Source organism: Microcystis sp. LSC13-02 (assembly GCA_002282935.1).
Classification (GTDB): domain Bacteria; phylum Cyanobacteriota; class Cyanobacteriia; order Cyanobacteriales; family Microcystaceae; genus Microcystis.
This window is the reverse complement of record MTBT01000218.1, coordinates 1-18,380: the sequence shown is the minus strand read 5'-3', so window position 1 is coordinate 18,380 and position 18,380 is coordinate 1. Positions and strand designations below refer to the sequence as shown.

General features: G+C 43.0%; 18 protein-coding genes. 7 read left to right on the top strand and 11 right to left on the bottom strand.

The genetic code is table 11. The annotated features are described in order from the left end of the window. Positions 1-134 precede the first annotated feature (134 nt). Entirely contained in the window at positions 135-263 is a 129-nt protein-coding gene (locus tag BGL89_RS13555) for a hypothetical protein (protein WP_261779304.1), read from the top strand. Between the two features lie 84 nt (positions 264-347). On the opposite strand, the gene BGL89_RS13550 is transcribed toward BGL89_RS13555, so the two are convergent. The 4 genes from BGL89_RS13550 to rimO all read right to left on the bottom strand — a co-directional run bounded on the left by BGL89_RS13550 (position 348) and on the right by rimO (position 5,398). Continuing rightward, positions 348-2,021 (bottom strand): hypothetical protein, encoded by a 1,674-nt coding sequence (locus tag BGL89_RS13550; protein WP_286826145.1) that lies wholly within the window; start codon positions 2,019-2,021, stop codon positions 348-350. Positions 2,022-2,026: 5 nt separating this feature from the next. Further along, positions 2,027-2,278 (bottom strand): hypothetical protein, encoded by a 252-nt coding sequence (locus BGL89_RS13545; RefSeq protein WP_286826144.1) that lies wholly within the window; start codon positions 2,276-2,278, stop codon positions 2,027-2,029. Between the two features lie 325 nt (positions 2,279-2,603). Continuing rightward, complete coding sequence (locus tag BGL89_RS13540) at positions 2,604-4,043, bottom strand: DEAD/DEAH box helicase (protein WP_286826143.1); 1,440 nt, start codon at positions 4,041-4,043, stop codon at positions 2,604-2,606. 41 nt (positions 4,044-4,084) lie between these two features. Next, entirely contained in the window at positions 4,085-5,398 is a 1,314-nt protein-coding gene (gene rimO, locus BGL89_RS13535) for a 30S ribosomal protein S12 methylthiotransferase RimO (RefSeq protein WP_286826142.1), read from the bottom strand. Positions 5,399-5,579: 181 nt separating this feature from the next. On the opposite strand from rimO, the gene btpA reads away from it, so the two are divergent. From btpA to BGL89_RS13505, 6 genes are all read left to right on the top strand, one after another. Beyond that, the gene (gene btpA / locus BGL89_RS13530) at positions 5,580-6,431 is read left to right on the top strand and encodes a photosystem I biogenesis protein BtpA (protein ID WP_286826141.1); all 852 of its coding nucleotides are present in this window, start codon (positions 5,580-5,582) and stop codon (positions 6,429-6,431) included. 203 nt (positions 6,432-6,634) lie between these two features. After that, entirely contained in the window at positions 6,635-7,621 is a 987-nt protein-coding gene (locus BGL89_RS13525) for a vitamin K epoxide reductase family protein (RefSeq protein ID WP_286826140.1), read from the top strand. Positions 7,622-7,730: 109 nt separating this feature from the next. After that, positions 7,731-8,924, top strand: coding sequence for a DNA methyltransferase (locus BGL89_RS13520; protein WP_286826139.1), 1,194 nt, complete (start codon positions 7,731-7,733; stop codon positions 8,922-8,924). A gap of 16 nt (positions 8,925-8,940) precedes the next feature. Continuing rightward, positions 8,941-9,264, top strand: coding sequence for a hypothetical protein (locus BGL89_RS13515; protein ID WP_286826138.1), 324 nt, complete (start codon positions 8,941-8,943; stop codon positions 9,262-9,264). A gap of 3 nt (positions 9,265-9,267) precedes the next feature. Beyond that, a complete protein-coding gene (locus BGL89_RS13510) occupies positions 9,268-9,852 on the top strand; it encodes a Bpu10I family restriction endonuclease (protein ID WP_286826148.1) in 585 nt (194 codons plus the stop codon). Between the two features lie 72 nt (positions 9,853-9,924). Continuing rightward, positions 9,925-11,163, top strand: coding sequence for a DNA cytosine methyltransferase (locus BGL89_RS13505; protein ID WP_286826137.1), 1,239 nt, complete (start codon positions 9,925-9,927; stop codon positions 11,161-11,163). 270 nt (positions 11,164-11,433) lie between these two features. Here BGL89_RS13505 and BGL89_RS13500 read toward each other — a convergent pair whose 3' ends face one another. The 7 genes from BGL89_RS13500 to BGL89_RS13470 all read right to left on the bottom strand — a co-directional run. Beyond that, positions 11,434-11,904: a hypothetical protein gene (locus BGL89_RS13500; protein WP_286826136.1), complete on the bottom strand. Its 471-nt coding sequence runs from the start codon at positions 11,902-11,904 to the stop codon at positions 11,434-11,436. A 43-nt stretch (positions 11,905-11,947) separates the two neighbouring features. Next, positions 11,948-13,561 (bottom strand): ABC transporter substrate-binding protein, encoded by a 1,614-nt coding sequence (locus tag BGL89_RS13495; protein ID WP_286826135.1) that lies wholly within the window; start codon positions 13,559-13,561, stop codon positions 11,948-11,950. A gap of 172 nt (positions 13,562-13,733) precedes the next feature. After that, the gene (locus tag BGL89_RS13490) at positions 13,734-14,654 is read right to left on the bottom strand and encodes an FTR1 family iron permease (protein WP_286826134.1); all 921 of its coding nucleotides are present in this window, start codon (positions 14,652-14,654) and stop codon (positions 13,734-13,736) included. Between the two features lie 34 nt (positions 14,655-14,688). After that, complete coding sequence (locus tag BGL89_RS13485; protein WP_002731529.1) at positions 14,689-15,123, bottom strand: ferritin-like domain-containing protein; 435 nt, start codon at positions 15,121-15,123, stop codon at positions 14,689-14,691. Between the two features lie 244 nt (positions 15,124-15,367). Then, complete coding sequence (locus tag BGL89_RS13480; protein ID WP_286826133.1) at positions 15,368-16,228, bottom strand: tetratricopeptide repeat protein; 861 nt, start codon at positions 16,226-16,228, stop codon at positions 15,368-15,370. A gap of 114 nt (positions 16,229-16,342) precedes the next feature. Then, positions 16,343-18,028, bottom strand: coding sequence for a dihydroxy-acid dehydratase (gene ilvD, locus BGL89_RS13475; RefSeq protein ID WP_286826132.1), 1,686 nt, complete (start codon positions 18,026-18,028; stop codon positions 16,343-16,345). A gap of 121 nt (positions 18,029-18,149) precedes the next feature. Beyond that, positions 18,150-18,380: hypothetical protein (locus BGL89_RS13470; RefSeq protein ID WP_502692626.1), on the bottom strand; the 231-nt coding region annotated here is incomplete at its 5' end.

The window sequence follows — 18,380 nt, the reverse complement described above, 5'->3', positions numbered from 1 at the left end:
CCTATTTTCGCAGCATGAACATCGGACTTTAACAGGTCAAAAGCTTTATTTTAAAAGGGTTTTACCATTATTCAGCAGACCCTAAGTAGGGAGGCACAATTATTTGTAGGATGGGTTAGCGCACTTCGTAACCCATGCGGGCTATCGATTATGAAGAATACATCAGTATTTATAATTTAGTAATTGAATTAATCAGAAATTTTAAAGATGATCTATTAAATGCCGCCGTGACAGAACAGTATAAAAAAGTCAAAAGTATATAGGGTTTGCTGAAAAAGTCAATTGGCTGATGATGGGGTGAGTTTCGTACACTCCACCGATTATGCCTGAAAGCTTGCATTTTTTGCTTATTCATTTTCGGTACCCAAGAAATACCTTAACCAAGATTGTAAAGTTTTAGCACGTCTTCCAACAGTACTTTCTGAAAGTGACGGACACACTTCTAGTAAAAATTCTCTTGCTCTTTCTGGTTTGATTTCGGAGAGATCATGAGCATTTTGCCAATTAAACCATGCCCAACCCACCTTTGAAGCAATAAATTGGTGAGCCAAGAAACTTTTTTTTGAGTTTTCTGGCAGACGATCAAGCATGAAACAAGCAGTAGTTGGCTGCACTCGTTCGTCAGCCAGATTAAGAATTTCTGCAGCCCTTCTATAGTAGGAAAACTGCCTTTCTGTAATACCATTTCTATCCAAAAACTGTTGTCGAACAGTTGGCAAAGAATGAGGATATTGAATTAACAGCAAAGATAAATCAACAACTCGTTCTAACCTATCAGCTTGTGGAATATCATGAGAAAGAACCCTGATAGATGGGGATTTTAACCCTGTTGAACTAGATCTATATTTATCTTCTGTAGAAATTGTTTTAGTGACATTAAATTCTTCAGAATTTATCGAGACAGCCATATCTACTCGCAAATCATCCTCTTTGATTTTTGTGACACAATCTTGCCAAATACTAACAACTTCTAATTCATTTTCACTTTCCAATTTATGATCAATTTTTCTTGAGAAAAGGTCAGAGATAGTTTTTGCCAGTAAATTTGCGTGATCAGGACTGAGATTGACATGAAGTATAATTGTCCAAGAACCGGGTATTGCCTGCGCTGGAGTAAAAGCGGGAAGTTTATTGATTCTCTCAAAAGTCAGATCGGCAATTTCTTGAAATAACCGCTCTAATTTATCAATTACACTAGCAACTACAGACCAAGATTTTCTATCTTTAGAATCATTGTCAATACGAACTGCAACTGAGAATCCATGACTATCAAGAACTGTTCCAATAGTAGCAAGAGACGAAGTGACTAATCGGAGTAACTTGTCTTTTGTCTCTGCCAAATTCTTATCTTCTGTATCGCGCTGTAAACTTTGAGTATTATAAATTTTTTTAATCAATTCTCCACCATTAGAAAAAATGTTACTATCGGAATATTTGATTGTACTGGCTTCTTCAAAAAATATATTAATTCCCTCTGACCATTCAGCTTTTAACTCTAAGTCATCTACTTGCTCTAATAGATTATTACTAAGAGATTGAAGTTTTTTAAGCTGCGTTTTCACATGAGGTGCTTTCGCATAAATTCTTCCCCAAGTGGTCAAAAAATCGAGAGTTTGTTCGGCAATTAAAGGGGTTCCGTCCGCAAGACTAACTTTAAAAAAAGCGTCGAGGGCAGGGGCAAGAAGCGCAAAAATTGGTAATTCCCAACTATTGACAGAAGCGGTAAGAACAAGTAGGCTGATTCTAGATGGACTATCAGCGGGAATACTATTGCGAGATAAAATTGACGCAATAAATAACCAAATAACCTCATTATTAATCTCGCTGTCATTCTGTAGAAGCTTACGTCCCAATACCCCTAAGCCGATTTCTGAAGCTTCGATCGATCCCAGTGCCAACAGAGCGGCAAACTCTCTAACATGACTATCTACCTTTCTCAGATTGCGGAAAGCTCTATCAATTTCTTCTCTAGCTTTATCACTATCGCCAGAGTCTAAAAATTGTTGTACTCTTCTAAGCATCGTTGTCATTCTGTTTGGGGCGAAGGGATAAAGGTAAGACCACTGCGAATTTCAATATCTACACGGGCGTTTTTAGTTTTACGTTTAGAATCCTGAAATGAGTGCGGTTGTGCCTCTGGTGTGACACCACCCTGCTTACTAGCATTTGTAACAAAGCGTTCAGCTTTTCTAAAAGCTTGTTTCCGTTCCTCTCGTTGAAATTCGCTGCATTGCCCTTTAATATTAGCAAGAAATGATAATCCTTCTTGAGCAGTCACAGGATTTTTTCTTGCCCAAGAGTAACTGTATCCACCCTCTTGCTGGATATCGTCTCCTTGAGCTTGTACCCTACCACGATAAGGTTCTGACGAACTCGACATATTAAATATTCAAATTTATTCATTTAAGACAATTATATAGTAATTATCAGCAAAAATGTCAAAAAAAGCCCAAATACTTGATTAGAATCAATTATCGAAAGTTTAGCTATAAAATTATGTAGAATGCTTTCGACGACGTACTGGGAAATTACCTGACAAAAAAAAGTTGATAGAACCAAAACGGTCTATCAACTCTTAAAATTATCTATTCAGGAACTAAAAATTAACGTTCTTGAAAGACGATTTTTTTGTCCAAGGAAGGACGGTTATTCGACTTAGAAGGATACTTATTGCCACCACCGCGGGGAGTTTTATTAATCACCGGTTTACTGCTCGCCGGTGCGGGAACTTCCCAATCGGTTTTCATCCACTGGGGACAATTTTGATCGTAGATCATTTGCAGGGCAGCCGCCGCGATCGCTTGGGGATCGTATTCTTCACTTAAATCCCGCACTAAAGGCAAGAAAGAAGCCATACGTTCCCCCGATAAAGCCTCTTTTAGCTGATTTTGCAGCTTGGCCAGGCGTTTTGCTTCTACTTCGGTGCGACTAGGAATGGGACTAGATTCCAGACGTTGACGCAGACGCTGTTCGATCTGACGCAACAAACGCCGATCGATCGGTTCTACTAAAGATATAGCAGTTCCGGTTTTACCAGCGCGGCCCGTGCGGCCAATGCGGTGAATATAGGTTTCCGCATTATCCGGCAGATCATAGTTAATAACGTGGCTGAGATTTTCCACATCTAGACCGCGGGCCGCGATATCCGTGGCTACCACTAATTTAATTTTGCCCTCGCGGAAACGTTGCACCAGTCGTTCCCGTTGCACTTGGCTTAAGTTACCGTGGTATTCATCCACCGTTTGCCCCGCTTCTTGCAGTTTGCTGGTTAATTCGGCCGCGGTTTGCTTGGTGCGGACGAAAATAATCGCCGATTCTAGGGGTTCGATCTCTAACAGGGGTTGCAGGACTTTTAATTTCGTCCAACCGCGAGGGATCAGATAAATTTTCTGCTCGATTTTAGCAGGAGCGGCCTGGGGTTGAGAAACCGTCACAGAAACGGGAGATTTCAAGAAATTAGCGATTAAATCGCGGATTTCCCGGGGCATAGTTGCCGAGAAACAGGCGGTTTGACGGGTGGAGGGGGATGCTTGCAGAATTTTCTTAACATCATCGATGAAACCCATACTGAGCATTTCGTCCGCTTCATCGAGGACTACCCAGTTTAGGGATTCTAGATGGAGTTTTTTGCGATCGAGCAGATCGATTACCCGGCCAGGAGTCCCGACCACAATCTGGACACCTTTTTCCAGACTGCGGATCTGACGTTCCATGGATTGACCACCACAGACTGTCAGGATAAAGAGACGACGATCATCAGAGAAATCTTTGATGGCGCTGGCCACCTGTTGGGCTAATTCCCGGGTGGGGGTGAGGATTAAAGCTTGAACGTTAGGATTTTTGGTGTCCATGCGTTCGAGTAAAGGCAGGGAATAGGCGGCAGTTTTGCCGGTTCCCGTTTGCGACATTCCTACCATGTCATGGCCTTCTAACAGGAGAGGGATGGCTTTGGATTGAATTTCGGTGGGGGTGGTGAATCCAAGCGTTTCTAGGTGTTGAAGACGGCTATCGGATAAACCTAAATTGTTGAAACCAGTGGTCATAGGGATTGTTTTGTGGGAATTAAATTAGAAAAATGGAAAAATTAGACTATTTCGCCGTAGAGATCGTAGGTATCGGCCGAAGTAATTCGGACCTGTACGATCGCACCTAGAATCGCCTCCCCTGTCACATAAACCAAGCCATCCACTTCCGGGGAAAAACGAGCGGAACGCCCGATTAACTCCCCTGTTTCTGGGTTTTCCTGTTCGATGAGAACATCGACAGTGTCACCGATATAAGCTTGATTTTTGCGCTCCGAGATTGGTTGCTGAGTTAACATCAACCGTTCGCGGCGTTCGTCCATAATTGCCTGTGGCACTGGATTGGGCAGGTCAAAAGCGGCTGTACCTTCTTCGGCGGAGAAGGTAAACACCCCGACGTGATCGAACTCATGACGCTTGACAAATTCCAGCAGATGGCTGAAATGTTCCTCGGTTTCTCCGGGGAAACCGACGATAAAAGTCGTTCGTAAAACCGCGTTCGGGATAGCTTGCTTGATCCGCTCGATAATGCCATCGTTGACTCGTCCTTGCCAGGGACGGTTCATCGCCCGCAGGATGTCGGGATGGGAATGCTGTAGCGGCAAGTCTAGATAGGGTAAAACATTCGGGGTCTCTCGGATCGCCTCGATAACCTTTGGCGTTAACCCGGTCGGGTAAGCGTAGTGAACGCGAATCCAAGGTATATCGACTTCTCCCAGCGCTCGCAAGAGTTCCGCTAATTTGGGTTCGCCATATAAGTCTAACCCATAATTGGTTGTTATTTGCGAAATGAGAATTAATTCTTGCACTCCTTGGCCGGCCAATTGTCGCGCTTCGGCCACAATGGACTCGATCGATCTCGATCGCTGATCGCCGCGCAGGTGGGGAATAATACAGAAAGCACAGCGATAATCGCAGCCTTCGGCCACCCGCAGATAGGCGACTCCTTCGGTAGTGGTGCGATAACGGGGTAGATTTTCATCAGCGATAAAAGTGGGATCGGCGCTGACTTCCTTGACGCGTTCTCCCGTCTCTACCCGTTCCACGATCTCGACGATTTTCTGATAATCTCCCGTGCCAACAATGGCCACGGCTTCCGGCAATTCCGTCAGGAGTTCATCTTGGAAATGTTGGGCCATACAGCCGGAGATAATAATTTTTTTATTAGCTTCCGCCAGTTCCACGAGGGTGCGAACGGATTCTTCTCTAGCTGCTTGAATGAAACTACAGGTATTAACGATAACGTAATCGGCCAACTCCTCGTCATTATCTACGGGATAGCCAGCCTTGGCCAGCAGTCCTAACATATGCTCGGAGTCGATCCGGTTTTTCTCACAGCCTAGGTGTGAGATAGCGATGGTTGGCTTATTGCCCATGCGATCGAGTATCAACCAAATCTTAAACTTCTCTAATGTTAAGACATTTTAACGGATTCCGGACTTGATAAAATCATTAGCAGTTAAAATAATTTCCCCCCTGTGGCCCCGTGGCTAGGCCTTGACCCTGTTAAAATGGGTGAGCGGCGCCTGGTTGGGGACGCTAAGAGTAGTAGACGCTGTGAACTTAATTGCAACTTTCAAGACAAAAAACCCGATTATTGGCGTGGTTCATCTCGCCCCCCTGCCCACTTCCCCCCGTTGGGGTGGTAGTCTCAAGACGGTGATCGAGCGGGCTGAACAGGAGGCGACGGCCTTGGCTGCCGGTGGTGTTGATGGTTTGATTATCGAGAATTTTTTTGATGCCCCCTTTACCAAGCAACAGGTGGATCCCGCCGTGGTTAGTGCCATGACTTTAATTGTTGATCGCATTAAAAATCTGGTGGTCTTACCGATCGGTCTTAATGTTCTCCGCAATGATGCCCATAGTGCCTTAGCGATCGCTACCTGTGTCAAGGCCCAATTTATTCGAGTTAATGTGCTAACGGGGGTTATGGCTACCGATCAGGGCATTATTGAGGGTCAGGCCCACGAACTCCTGCGTTATCGGCGCGAATTGGGGTCTGAGGTCAAAATTTTAGCGGATGTTTTGGTTAAACACGCCCGCCCCTTGGCAACTCCTAATCTGACTACGGCAGTGCAAGATACGATCGAACGGGGACTAGCAGACGGGGTGATTCTCTCCGGTTGGGCTACCGGTAGCCCCCCTAGTTTTGAGGATTTGGAACTGGCAGTGGCGGCGGCCAAGGGAACACCGGTTTTTATCGGCAGCGGGGCTGATTTGGACAATATCGGGCGGTTACTGCCGGCTGCCGATGGGGTGATCGTGGCTAGTTCCCTCAAGCGTCATGGCAAAATTACTGAACCGGTGGATCCGATCCGGGTGTCGCAATTTGTGGAAACGGCCCGGCAGATCAACGATCAAAAAGCAAAAATTAATAATTCTCTCCCTTCTTTGCCTCTGTCCACATAACCCCTTGCTAGAATGGCGGATAGTTTCAGGGGATAGCTATCCTAAGTTTTTAGGAATTGAAAACCTCCTAATTAACACAATATCGTTACGGGATTTTTCCTTTCGACAAAGTACATTTCGATTTGTGAAAATCTCATTAAGTAACGATTTCCCTCCTGACTCCTGACTCCTGAATTCTGCTGTAATTTAATCTAAATAATATTATGCGTCGTCGTTCTGTACCTTGGATTCATCGCTACTCCCGGCCCCTAATTGGGGGGGTTTCGATCGTGGGGGCGATTCTGACCGGCTATTTAACCATTACCAAACTGACGGGAGGGGCTGCTGCCTGTACCGCCGGGGCTAGTGATGGGGCTGGTTGTAGTGGTGTTCTTAATAGTCCCTACGCTACGGTTTTCGGGCTGCCCTTGAGTTTGTTCGGTTTTTTGGCCTATATGGCCATGGCGGTTTTTGCCCTCAGTCCTCTATTTATCAATGGGGAAACTCAGAAAAATCTCCGCAAAAGTTTAGAAAATAATACTTGGTTATTGCTGTTAGCAGGGGCGACGGCGATGGCGGTATTTAGTGGTTATTTAATGTATATTCTAGCCACGGAATTAAAGGAATTGTGTCCCTACTGCATCACTTCGGCTTTGTTCGCTTTAACCCTATTAATTCTCACAATTATCGGGCGCGAATGGGAAGGTTTAGGACAAATTATACTGCCGATGGTTGTAGTGGCAATGATTACTTTTGTGGGAACTTTAGCGGTTTACGCAGGAGTAAATTCCCCCACGGTGGCAGGAGGAAAAGAAGAAATTACCCAGCCAATGACAGCTGCTACACCTCCCTACGGTTGGGAAGTAACCACGGTTTCGGGAAAAGCAGAAATCGCCCTGGCTAAACATTTAAAAGCAATTGGTGCGAAGGAATACGGGGCTTTTTGGTGTCCCCACTGTTACGATCAAAAACAGTTATTTGGTAAGGAAGCGGGAGAAATCCTCAAAAAAGAAGGGGTTTATATCGAATGCGATCCCCAAGGGGTTAATGGTAATCCCCAAGCTTGTCGCGATGCCGGAATTAAAGGTTTCCCCACTTGGATTATTAAGGGTCAAGAATATTCGGGAACCCAAAGATTAGAGAAATTGGCGGAGATTTCTGGTTATACTGGCCCGATGAATTTTAAATATACAGTTCCGGGGCGCAAGTAGAAAAATATTGAGGGGTTGAACCTGGTTCAGCCCCGACATTTTATAGTGTTTGTTCTCTGGATAAGGTAGAACTTGAATTTTGTTCTTAGCAATAGAGGGAGATTGAAAGTTGCCAGATTTTGATCAACCTATACCCCAAGAAAAACTTGACATTATTGAGAAAAATAGAGCCAATTTATTTGCTTGGCGAGGTCAGTTTTCACCCCAACTGATTGAAACTATATTAACTTATTATTGCCCATCTAATTCGGTCATCCTCGATCCTTTTGTGGGTAGCGGCACTGTTTTGCTAGAGGCAAGTTATTTATCCCTAGAAGCTTATGGATTTGAGATTAATCCCGCTGCTTATATCATGAGTCATACCTATGAATTTATCAATGATTCTCAAAAAAAAGAAGTTCTTAAAAACCTGAGAAATATCATCGATCAAGAATTTCCTTTGAGAATTTTTGAAGTCAGTGACCAAGTAGAAAATTTAGTAGATAAATTGCAAAATACTAGGAATATGCTACCGGATCGGTCAAAGGTTTTATTTGATGCTTTGGTAATCATTCTTGATGTATGTAAGAATAAAATTACTCAGGAATTTATTCAGAAAAAATTTTCACATCTTAGCAATATAATTACTAATCTTCCCTACTCTCAAAAACCGATCAGGGTTGGATTATCTGATGCTCGTTCTCTACCACTAGAAAATAATCAGATAGATTTTGTTGTGACTTCTCCACCCTATATAAATGTTTTTAATTACCATCAAAATTATCGTCAATCTGCTGAAATCTTAGGATGTGATTTACTCAAGATAGCCAAGTCAGAAATTGGTTCTAATAGAGCAAATAGGAGTAATCGTTTCTACACTGTAGTACAATACTGTTTAGATATGGGTGACATTTTAAAAGAACTGGCAAGAGTCAGCAAGCAGCAAGCAAGAATTGTTTTAATTGTAGGACAAGAATCTAACGTTCTTGGCGTACCTTTTTATAATGCTGATATTATTGAAAAAATAGGTATCAAAGCCAAGCTATTCCAGAAAGTATTAAGACAAAAAAGAAAATTTAAGAATAAATTTGGTAAAGTTATTATAGAGGATATAATTAATTTTATCAACTTAAATAATCAAGTTAGCCAAGAGGTAATAGAACAAATTTCTAGAGAGGTAGCATTCGAGGTATTGGAAAGCAGTAGGCTTTTTGTATCTTCAGAAAACCAGCTATTTTTAGAATCAGCAATTGCCAAAGTCAATAATATTCAAAGAACACCAATTTTAGATAAGAGATTATATATTGATCCTGTTAATATTTGAACATCAACAAAAATACATGAACGAATTTTCTCGTCCTCACTACACAAAAATAACTGCCTGTCTTAACAATCCTCGGTTGCCAGAATCTGATCGGGAACGTCTAGAAGAAGCTATTATAAAATATCGCCAGTGGATTATCGAGTTAGAATCGATTAATTCTGGTCAAGCAGATGCAGTAGAAAAGCTAGTGTCAGCTACTAACCGATATAAGCGTTTTATTGAACTTGACTTGATTTTTGATAGTTCAGATAACTTTTTGTATAGACAGAAAGGACAGTTAAAATTAGATAATACTATATTAGAAGAATTTTTACCGCAGCTGGTTTTCCGTAGTTTATAAGGAATAGATAACTCTTTTGAATTGGGTCCAAGAAATACCTTCTCTGGACTAAGTTTCCTATCCTCTCTCGGCAATATTGGTCAAGGTGGTCAAGCAAATATTAGAAGCAAAAATCAGGATTTTATACTGGGTAAAAAGTTATATCTAAAGTCATCTTTTGAGCCAGAATTTCAAAATTATGAATTGATTGAGTCTCATCTTGGCTATGTTTGTGCAGAGTGCAAAACTAATTTAGATAAAACTATGTTTCAGGAAGCTGTAGCCACAAGTAGAGATTTAAAAATTGCCGTTCCTAACTCTTTATATTTTTTGATTTGCGAATTTCTTGATATGACACCAGTTTCAATAATTTCTACTCAAATTGATGATGTGTTAATTATACGAAAAACTAAGCGTATTCCCGCTAATCTTCGACAAGAGTATCGCTCCTCAAAAGCAAGACAGCTGCACAGACAGGAATATGTAGATTTTTTGGATGCTTCTCAATATTATCCCGATGTGTTTCAAAGGATGATCGATAAAATACAAACTCATATTGATAATACAAATCCATCACTGGAAAATGTTTTATATCAAGGATATTTCTAAAAATTTTCTCGACATCAAGTTTAGCTAATTTGATGTATAATCAAGATGTAGATAAGTTGCTAATTATTGGTTATGACTCAGGTAAATCTACAAAAAGCCGCTAATATTCTCGGTGTCACTACCACAGAAATACTAACATGGCAAAAGAAAAAATTAATCAAAGGTCAGAAAATCAATCAAGTTGATTGGTTATTTAATCTGGATGAATTAACCAATCTTAAAAATAACCAATCCCCCGGAGAATTGAGAATTTTACAAACTGTTGAGCCAACTAATTACACGGTTATTGAATTATTTGCTGGTTGTGGTGGTATGGCTTTAGGTTTAGAAAATGCGGGACTAAAAACGCAATTACTGGTGGAAATTAACCAAGATTGTGTTAATACTTTAAGACTCAATCGACCCCAATGGAATGTTATAAATCAAGACATAAAAAAGATTAAATTTTCTGATTTTAGAGACAAAATAGATATTGTAGCTGGAGGTTTTCCCTGCCAACCTTTTAGTTATGCTGGGTTAGGGAAAGGATTAGAAGATTTGAGAGGGAGCTTATTTTTTGAGTTTGCTCGTTGTTTACAGGAAGTGCAACCTAAAATCGCTATGGCCGAAAATGTTCGAGGATTATTAAGCAATAAAAAAGGAGAAACCCTGCAATTAATGCTGCAAGCTTTACAGGAAATCGGTTATTATGCTGCTTATCAAGTTTTATCGGCTCAATTTCTCGATGTTCCCCAAAAAAGAGAAAGATTAATTATTATCGCCACCCGTCAAGACCTAAATATTAAACCCATTTTTCCCCAATATAAAAATTATACTATTTCTTTGAAAAAAGCTCTAGAGAATTGTCCAATTTCTCTAGGAGTAGAATATAAAGAAAGAAAAAAAGCGATTATGTCCTTAGTTCCCGCAGGAGGAAATTGGCGTAATTTGCCGATGGATATTCAAAAAGAATATATGAAAAATAGTCTCAAAAATCACGGAGGCCGGACAGGATATGCTAAAAGATTATCTTGGGATGAACCAGCTTTAACTATTACCTGTAGTCCAGCACAAACCCAAACAGAAAGATGTCATCCCCAAGAAACTCGTCCTTTGACTGTGAGAGAATATGCACGAGTGCAGTCCTTTCCCGATGATTGGCAATTTACCGGTAACTTAACCTCTCAATATCGACAGATTGGTAACGCGGTTCCCGTTAATATGGCCTATCATCTTGGTGGCTGTTTAATTAATATGTTGCAAGGGGATTATCTGGGGGAAACACAGCCAAAAACTGAACAGTTAAGCATTCCGGGGTTAGAAGTTAATTAGAGTTTGCGGCAAAAAGTTTGCTGGTGGGGGTAGGGTGTGGGGTGTGGGGTGTAGGGTTTTACCGATTTTGAGGGGGTCAATTACCTAATTTTTAGGGAAAAAGTCCCTGAATTTTCCCCCTGATCACTCCCATATCTGGTACTTTTTGATTTCGAAAAAGTCTAAAAGTCTTACCCAACAAGGTTTTTAGATTTATTCAGCAAACCCTAACTACCTCTTGCATGAGTGCATGAGTGCCTATCCTAACCAAGAAATTGATTTTGTCCGATTTTACTGTTCAGGGGGAATAACTTCTAACGGAATGCTTTCAGTTTCTCCCTCTTTAGATGGATTGACATCGGGACTTTTTTCTGCATCTGGAGTTTTTTCCACCGCTTTGGTTTCTGGGGTGGGGGGATTTTCGGGGGGTACTTCTGGACTGGGGTTATTTTCCGGGATGGGAGTGAATTCTACTGGGGTTTCGCTTTCAGGAGACGGGGAAACTTCGGGGGAAGCTTCGCTATTACGGGTTGTTTCCGCGGGAGTTTCTTCTATCCGGGGAGATTCTGGGGTAGTTGCGGGGGTAGTTGCGGGGGTAGTTGCGGGGGTATCTGGGGGGGTGTCTTCACTGATGTTTCGTTCTTCCTGGGGACAGGCTGCCGATTCTAAACCGAGATGACATCGGACTTCCTCCCGTCCCAAAGACACGGCAATTCCCGACACGGACATTAATAAAGCTAGGATGGGTAAGATATTCTTCATAAAATTAGACTTGATTCTACTCCTCGACATCACATTGTCTATTTTAGATAGGATCGAACTGATATTGAGAACCCTTTGGCCCTTCATTGCCGCGATTGGCGCGCACCAGGGGAACTTGATTAAAAATGTTAAAATCCGTGGTGCTTCCCTGCAAGGTGATTCCTCGATTTAAAGTTTCGACTACAGTAGCACGGTCAGAACTTTTAGCGATCGCTTCTCCTAATACTTTCATGGTATCGTAGGCGGTAGCAGTACGCCAACTGACGCGACCGCGCCAACTTTTCAGCGCATCTTTGGCAAAAGGATCCGTTGCTTGGAAACTCCAAGGTACTGCTAGAACTAATCCGTCGATGCTATCTGCTCCTTGAATAAGTATATCGGGTGTATAAAGTTCATTTCCGCCTAATAAGAGCATTCCTGACGATTCTTGGGCAATAGCCACGGCTTGATTTATGCGATCGCCGTCTTTACTCAGGGCCAAAAATACCACCCTAGCGCCGGCTTTTTTGGCCTGATCTATGGCGGTTTTAGCGTTAAAATTGGCTTTAGTTGTGTCTATTTCCTTAACTATCTTGCCTCCCGGTTCTTTTATCGCTTTAGCAAAGGAATCCCTTAATTTTTGACTATAGGGACTATCGGAATTATAAAAAAGAACCACTGACGGAGAATTCTCTTGCTTACTAGCATAATTAGCCAAAGTTTTGGCCACCGCTTCCAGATAACTACCCAAAACTTCCTGAGATTTATCCTCAAGGGGAATAGTTTTCAGGGTTGATTTTCCCGTTTGACTAACACTGGTAGTCAGGGGAGAAAGAATCGCTAATCCTTCTTTTTCGTAACTTTCAATCGCTTTTTGACTAAAAGGATCGATTCCGTGGCCCATAACTGCCAAAACCTGACCGGATTGAATCAGATCATCGGCTATCGCTTTTGATTGTAACCCACCGCCATCATTAGCGATGACTATTTCCAAAGGATTACCCGGATTAGAATTATTAAACTCCTCTTGATACCTGGCCACACCTCGGAGAATTTCCTTGGCGCTGTTGGGGTCGTTAGCGATGGGGACAACGACGGCTATAGTATTTTGATTACCTTTTTGTCTAGCTTTGGCGTTATTGTAATAGATTTTGCCCTCCGGGTCGTTTGCTTGGGGAGTGGCTGCTGGTTGGTAAGCTGCGATCGCATTTGACCAATCTTCCTTTTTAAAGGCCGCTGCGCCTTTTTCTTTGTTAGGAGTGGAATTAAGCAGTATTTTCTCACCTTGGCTAAATAAATCGGGATTTTTAGCCGTATTACTCACAAAAGTTGCCTTGGGTTGCTTGTCTGGGGTTTCTTCCCCGACAACTTGGGGAGTATCGGGTTTGGGAATGAGCATTTGCAATAGACTCCAACCCCCTAAACCTGCGGTTAAAGCGGTAATTATCAAAGCGAAGGGAAGTAACCAGTTAGATTTTTGGCCAACTCTAGTTGTAGCACCCGGGGAGACCACAACCGTGGTTTTAACCGTCGTTGTTACGGGATCCATCGCTTCCCTAGGCAGGCCACAGATAGGACAATCAGGAGTAGTATTTTCGCAGGGTTCATGACCTCCCGCAATCGCTTGCGTATAAGGTTTACCATCTTTAGGGATACCGTCACATTGCCAAGTAGTCATAATCAGTTATCAGTTATCAGTTATCAGTTATCAGTTATCAGTGGGTAAGTTATCAGTTATCAGATTTGAGTTTTAAGTGAGCAGTATGTGTTAAGTGAGCAGTATTAAATAGCAGTTTCTTGCCATCTTTTCACTGTTTACTGATTACTGTTTACTGATCACTGATTACTGTTTACTGTTTACTGATCACTGTTTGAGGACGTTGTCGTAAGCTTTGGAAATAGAGGCCACCGATAAGCAGTAAAAAGAGGATATAAGCAACAATTTGACTAATATAGAGGTTTTGACGATAACCAAACAGGGATTTGAGGAGGAGTCCGGGGAAAGTGCGATCGCTCAAAATTTGGGAACCGTCCCAAACCTGAAAACCGAGAAGACAGGAGGAGGGGAGAGAAGGACAGAAATTTTGATAAAAAGGGTCAATTTGACTTAAAAGACTGATTCCTGCGTCGATATGTTTCAAAACACCGATGAGTAATCCCGCAACGATTAAGAGTAGGAAAGTCCCCATAATTTGGAAAAAGAGACGGATATTAATTTTCACTCCCCCTGCAAATAGGAGAATTCCCAACAAAGTCGCGACACTTAACCCTGCTATCGCACCGAAGGTTTGTAGCTGCCAATCTTTTTGGAATTGGGCCAGGATAAAGAGAACTGTTTCAAATCCCTCCCGCAAGACAGCGATAAAAACGAGCAGAAAAATCGCTTTTCCTGCCCCATTTTCCGATTTTAAACCCGCTTTTACCGCATTTTCTACCTCAGATTTCAAATATTTGGCCTGTTGAGTCATCCAAATTAACATCCAACTCAACATCAAAACGGCAATCAGTCCAAAAGTGGCGGCCAGTAATTCCTTGAGCATTGGTACGAATGGACTAGGAGAGGCATCCACTTGAAAAAGGATTCCCCCTAGCAAAATACCGACCAAAACACTAGCGACTACTCCTGCACCAATACCACGATACACCCATGAGTTAAGTTGCGATCGACCCGATTTTTGTAAACAAGCGAGGACAATTCCCACCACTAAAGCGGCCTCGAAACCTTCCCGGAGAGTGATAATAAAAGTGGGTAAAGCGGAACTGAGATTCATAAGCTAGTCGATAAACTCTAACTTTGATCCTAGCTTAAGCAAAATCCCGCAGCATCTTGCGAATTTCCAGATTGTGTAATTCTTCTTGTCCGATCATACCGCGAGCGAATTCTTCCAGGTAAATACTGGCATCTTCGACGGTTTCTAGGAGTGCTTTGTACAAATCAAGGGATTTTTTCTCATGATTGAGGCTCTCACTCAAGATTGCTTTGATATTATGTTCATAGCTTTCCTCGATGGGGGCAATTTTTAAGCTAGGATGACCTTCTAAACCGGTGAGAATTTCCCCAACTTGTTGCGCGTGGGTGAGGGACTCCGTGGCCTGAGTCTGGAAAAATTGGACGATGGGGATGCGATGGGGCCCTGTCACCATCAGGGAATAGTGGGTGTAACGGACAACTCCCGCTAGTTCAAATTCCATGATTTCGTTCAGTTGTTCGATGGTTTTGTCTCTGTCTAGTTCTCGCATAAGATTCTCAATAATTTGTCTCTCATTGCAATTGTAGCTAATCCAGACTGGCTAAATAAATCTTAAAACCTTGTTGGCTAATATCTTTAGGCTTTTTTGCCGTCAAAAAAGTGCCAGATATTGGAGCAATCGGGGGGAAATTTTAGGCACTTTTTCCCTGAAAATGCCTAAAACCCCACACCCCACAAAAAACCTTTTCAGCAAACCCTAGGTACTGAATCGAGGCGATCGAGTCAAAAGGATTTTAGCTGGGGGAATAGCAACTCAAGAGGTCATTAAAGGTTTCATTTTGCCTTAAACCATCGAAAACAAAGTTATTACGCGCTAATTCGCCGCAAATATCCGGTTCTATGTCTAGAGCTTCCCGTAAACAGTCGATCGCTTTTTGTTGTTGACCGAGGGCGGCATAACAGCAGGCGGAATTATACCACGCATAGCGATCATCTCGATCGATTTTTAACGATTCTTCATAACAGGCGATCGCTTCTGTTAAACGCTGTAATTCCTGTAGGATCACACCCTGTTGATACCAGGACCAGTAATCTTGCGGTCGGATATCGAGGGCGGTACGATAATTAAATAAAGCCTCTTGGGGATTGCCCCAATCCCGGAAAGCGTCGCCGCGACGATACCAGGCCCAATAATCCCGGGGTCGCGCCCCTAGGGCCAGATCATAGGAAGTAATAGCGCGTTCGTAATTTTTCAGCAATCGATAGGCCTCTCCTTGCCGGTAGGCTGCCCAATAGTCCCCCGGACTATGACTTAAGGCTCGTTGAAAACAAGCGATCGCTTTTTCGTAGTCCTTTAATTCTTGTAGATAAACACAACCTTGATCGTACCAAGCCCAATAGTTATCATCCTTTACCTGTGCGGCGTTAGCATAACTTTGAGCGGCTTCTTCATACATTCCCAAGTCTTCTAGTATCATACCCCTTTTGTACCATGCCCAATAATCATCTGGATAATATTCTAAGGCTTTTTCGTAGCTGATTAAGGCTCCAAAATAGTCCATTCTTTCTCTTAAAATATTGCCTTGGTCATACCAGTCCCGATAGGTATCCGGACGGCATTCGAGCGCTCGATAGACAGTAAATAGATAGGTCATAGTCATCAATCTCTAACAATTGCATCCGTCAGTCTTATCAGTTATCAGTGAGAGTGTTAAGTGAGCAGTGAGAGAAACGGCGATCGCAATTGATCGCCATTTGCTTTGACACTTTTAGAACAGATTCAGATCCGTTAAAGCGCCGAGACTGCTAGAGGAGACTAACTTAGCGAATTTGCCGAGAATTCCCGTTTTATAGCGTGGGGGGTGCGGTTGCCAATGGTTACGACGACGGACTAATTCTTCCTCAGATACATTTAAACTCAAGAGACGCTGACGAGCATCAATAGTAATTTGATCCCCTTCCTCTACTAGAGCAATTGTACCACCTACTGCCGCTTCTGGAGCGACGTGACCGACCACCAGACCGTAGGTTCCCCCGGAAAAACGACCATCGGTAATTAATCCCACGGAATCCCCTAAACCGGCGCCGATAATTGCCGAAGTGGGGGCCAACATTTCCCGCATACCCGGTCCGCCTACTGGTCCCTCGTAACGGACAACCACCACATCCCCGGCTTCAATTTTTCCGGCTAAAATTGCCTCTAAACAGGTTTCTTCCGACTCAAACACCCGCGCGGGTCCGGTGATTACCGGAGTTTTCACGCCGCTAATTTTGGCCACGGACCCCTCCGTGGCCAGATTTCCCTTCAAAATGGCTAAATGACCCTCTTTATAGACAGGATTGCTAAAAGGACGGATAACGTCTTGGCCTGACGGCGGTTGCTCGGGAATATCGGCTAAAATCTCGGCGATAGTCTGACCGCTAATGGTGAGAGCATCCCCGTGCAGTAAACCATTAACCAGCAGAATTTTCATCACTTGGGGAATACCGCCGGCTTTATGTAGATCCACGGTAACGTAACGCCCGGAGGGTTTAAGATCGCAGATAACCGGTACACGCTGCCGGATAGTTTCAAAATCATCGATCGATAATTCTACCCCGATGGTGCGGGAAATGGCTAAAAGGTGCAGGACAGCGTTAGTGGAACCTCCCACCGCCATAATTACCGAAATAGCGTTTTCAAAGGCTTTACGGGTCAAAATTTGGCTAGGGAGAATCTGTTTTTTAATCGCCTCGACTAAAACCTTGGCCGATTCTTCGGTACTATCGGCTTTTTCCGCATCTTCGGCGGCCATGGTCGAGGAATAGGGTAAACTCATCCCCATGGCTTCAAAAATGGAAGACATGGTATTAGCAGTAAACATTCCACCACAGGAACCGGCACCGGGGCAAGCGTTGCGTTCAATTCCGATGAGGTCTTCTTCACTGATTTTACCGGCGCTGTACTGTCCCACGGCTTCAAAGGAACTGACCACGGTTAAATCGCAATCTTTGTAGCGCCCTGGTTTAATCGTGCCACCATAGACGAAAATAGCGGGAATATTCATCCGGGCCATGGCAATCATTGCTCCTGGCATATTTTTGTCACAACCCCCGATAGCGAGGACTCCATCGAGACTTTGACCATTACAGACCGTTTCAATGGAATCGGCGATTACTTCCCTAGAAACGAGAGAATATTTCATCCCTTCTGTTCCCATGGAAATCCCGTCACTAATGGTAATAGTCCCGAAAAGTTGCGGCATTCCCCCCGCTAATCTGGTTCCTGCTTCGGCACGCATTGCTAAATCATTAATTCCCATGTTACAGGGGGTAATGGTGCTAAATCCGTTAGCGATGCCGATGATTGGTTTGCTAAAGTCCTCATCCCCAAAACCTACCGCTCTTAACATGGCCCGATTGGGACTGCGTTGGGTACCTTGGGTAACAATGCGACTTCTGTAGTTATCTGCCATAACTTTATCTTTCTCCAATGGCGGCTGACGTGTGCGATCGCTGCTCAAGTTCTCCAATCGCACCTTTATTTCTATTTTCTGACTTTTGGCCGCTCTGAGCAGGTTTTAGGACAGCCCATCTCTAAAGAAAATATAAAACTGCGGGAGTATTCAGCAATGACGAAGAGGCTATGGCTTTAGAAACTTTCGGAATTTTTTGGTGAAAAGTAGGTTGTCTTGGCATTTTGTCTGTTAATTTATCATAAAGAGTAACGAAGAGTCCGAAAAATTCGGGTAAGTAGGTTTCGACAATATCTTTCCAGGGACTGTCGAAAGATGTACTTGGTTCAGTCATGGTTTTGGGACAGCCAGT

Excerpts from the sequence above, each read along its gene's own strand:
- BGL89_RS13555 (WP_261779304.1), top strand. The coding sequence starts at position 135 with ATGCGGGCTATCGATTATGAAGAATACATCAGTATTTATAATTTAGTA.
- BGL89_RS13550 (WP_286826145.1), bottom strand. The coding sequence starts at position 2,021 with ATGCTTAGAAGAGTACAACAATTTTTAGACTCTGGCGATAGTGATAAA.
- BGL89_RS13540 (WP_286826143.1), bottom strand. The coding sequence starts at position 4,043 with ATGACCACTGGTTTCAACAATTTAGGTTTATCCGATAGCCGTCTTCAA.
- rimO (WP_286826142.1), bottom strand. The coding sequence starts at position 5,398 with ATGGGCAATAAGCCAACCATCGCTATCTCACACCTAGGCTGTGAGAAA.
- BGL89_RS13525 (WP_286826140.1), top strand. The coding sequence starts at position 6,635 with ATGCGTCGTCGTTCTGTACCTTGGATTCATCGCTACTCCCGGCCCCTA.
- BGL89_RS13515 (WP_286826138.1), top strand. The coding sequence starts at position 8,941 with ATGAACGAATTTTCTCGTCCTCACTACACAAAAATAACTGCCTGTCTT.
- BGL89_RS13505 (WP_286826137.1), top strand. The coding sequence starts at position 9,925 with ATGACTCAGGTAAATCTACAAAAAGCCGCTAATATTCTCGGTGTCACT.
- BGL89_RS13500 (WP_286826136.1), bottom strand. The coding sequence starts at position 11,904 with ATGAAGAATATCTTACCCATCCTAGCTTTATTAATGTCCGTGTCGGGA.
- BGL89_RS13495 (WP_286826135.1), bottom strand. The coding sequence starts at position 13,561 with ATGACTACTTGGCAATGTGACGGTATCCCTAAAGATGGTAAACCTTAT.
- BGL89_RS13490 (WP_286826134.1), bottom strand. The coding sequence starts at position 14,654 with ATGAATCTCAGTTCCGCTTTACCCACTTTTATTATCACTCTCCGGGAA.
- BGL89_RS13485 (WP_002731529.1), bottom strand. The coding sequence starts at position 15,123 with ATGCGAGAACTAGACAGAGACAAAACCATCGAACAACTGAACGAAATC.
- BGL89_RS13480 (WP_286826133.1), bottom strand. The coding sequence starts at position 16,228 with ATGACCTATCTATTTACTGTCTATCGAGCGCTCGAATGCCGTCCGGAT.
- ilvD (WP_286826132.1), bottom strand. The coding sequence starts at position 18,028 with ATGGCAGATAACTACAGAAGTCGCATTGTTACCCAAGGTACCCAACGC.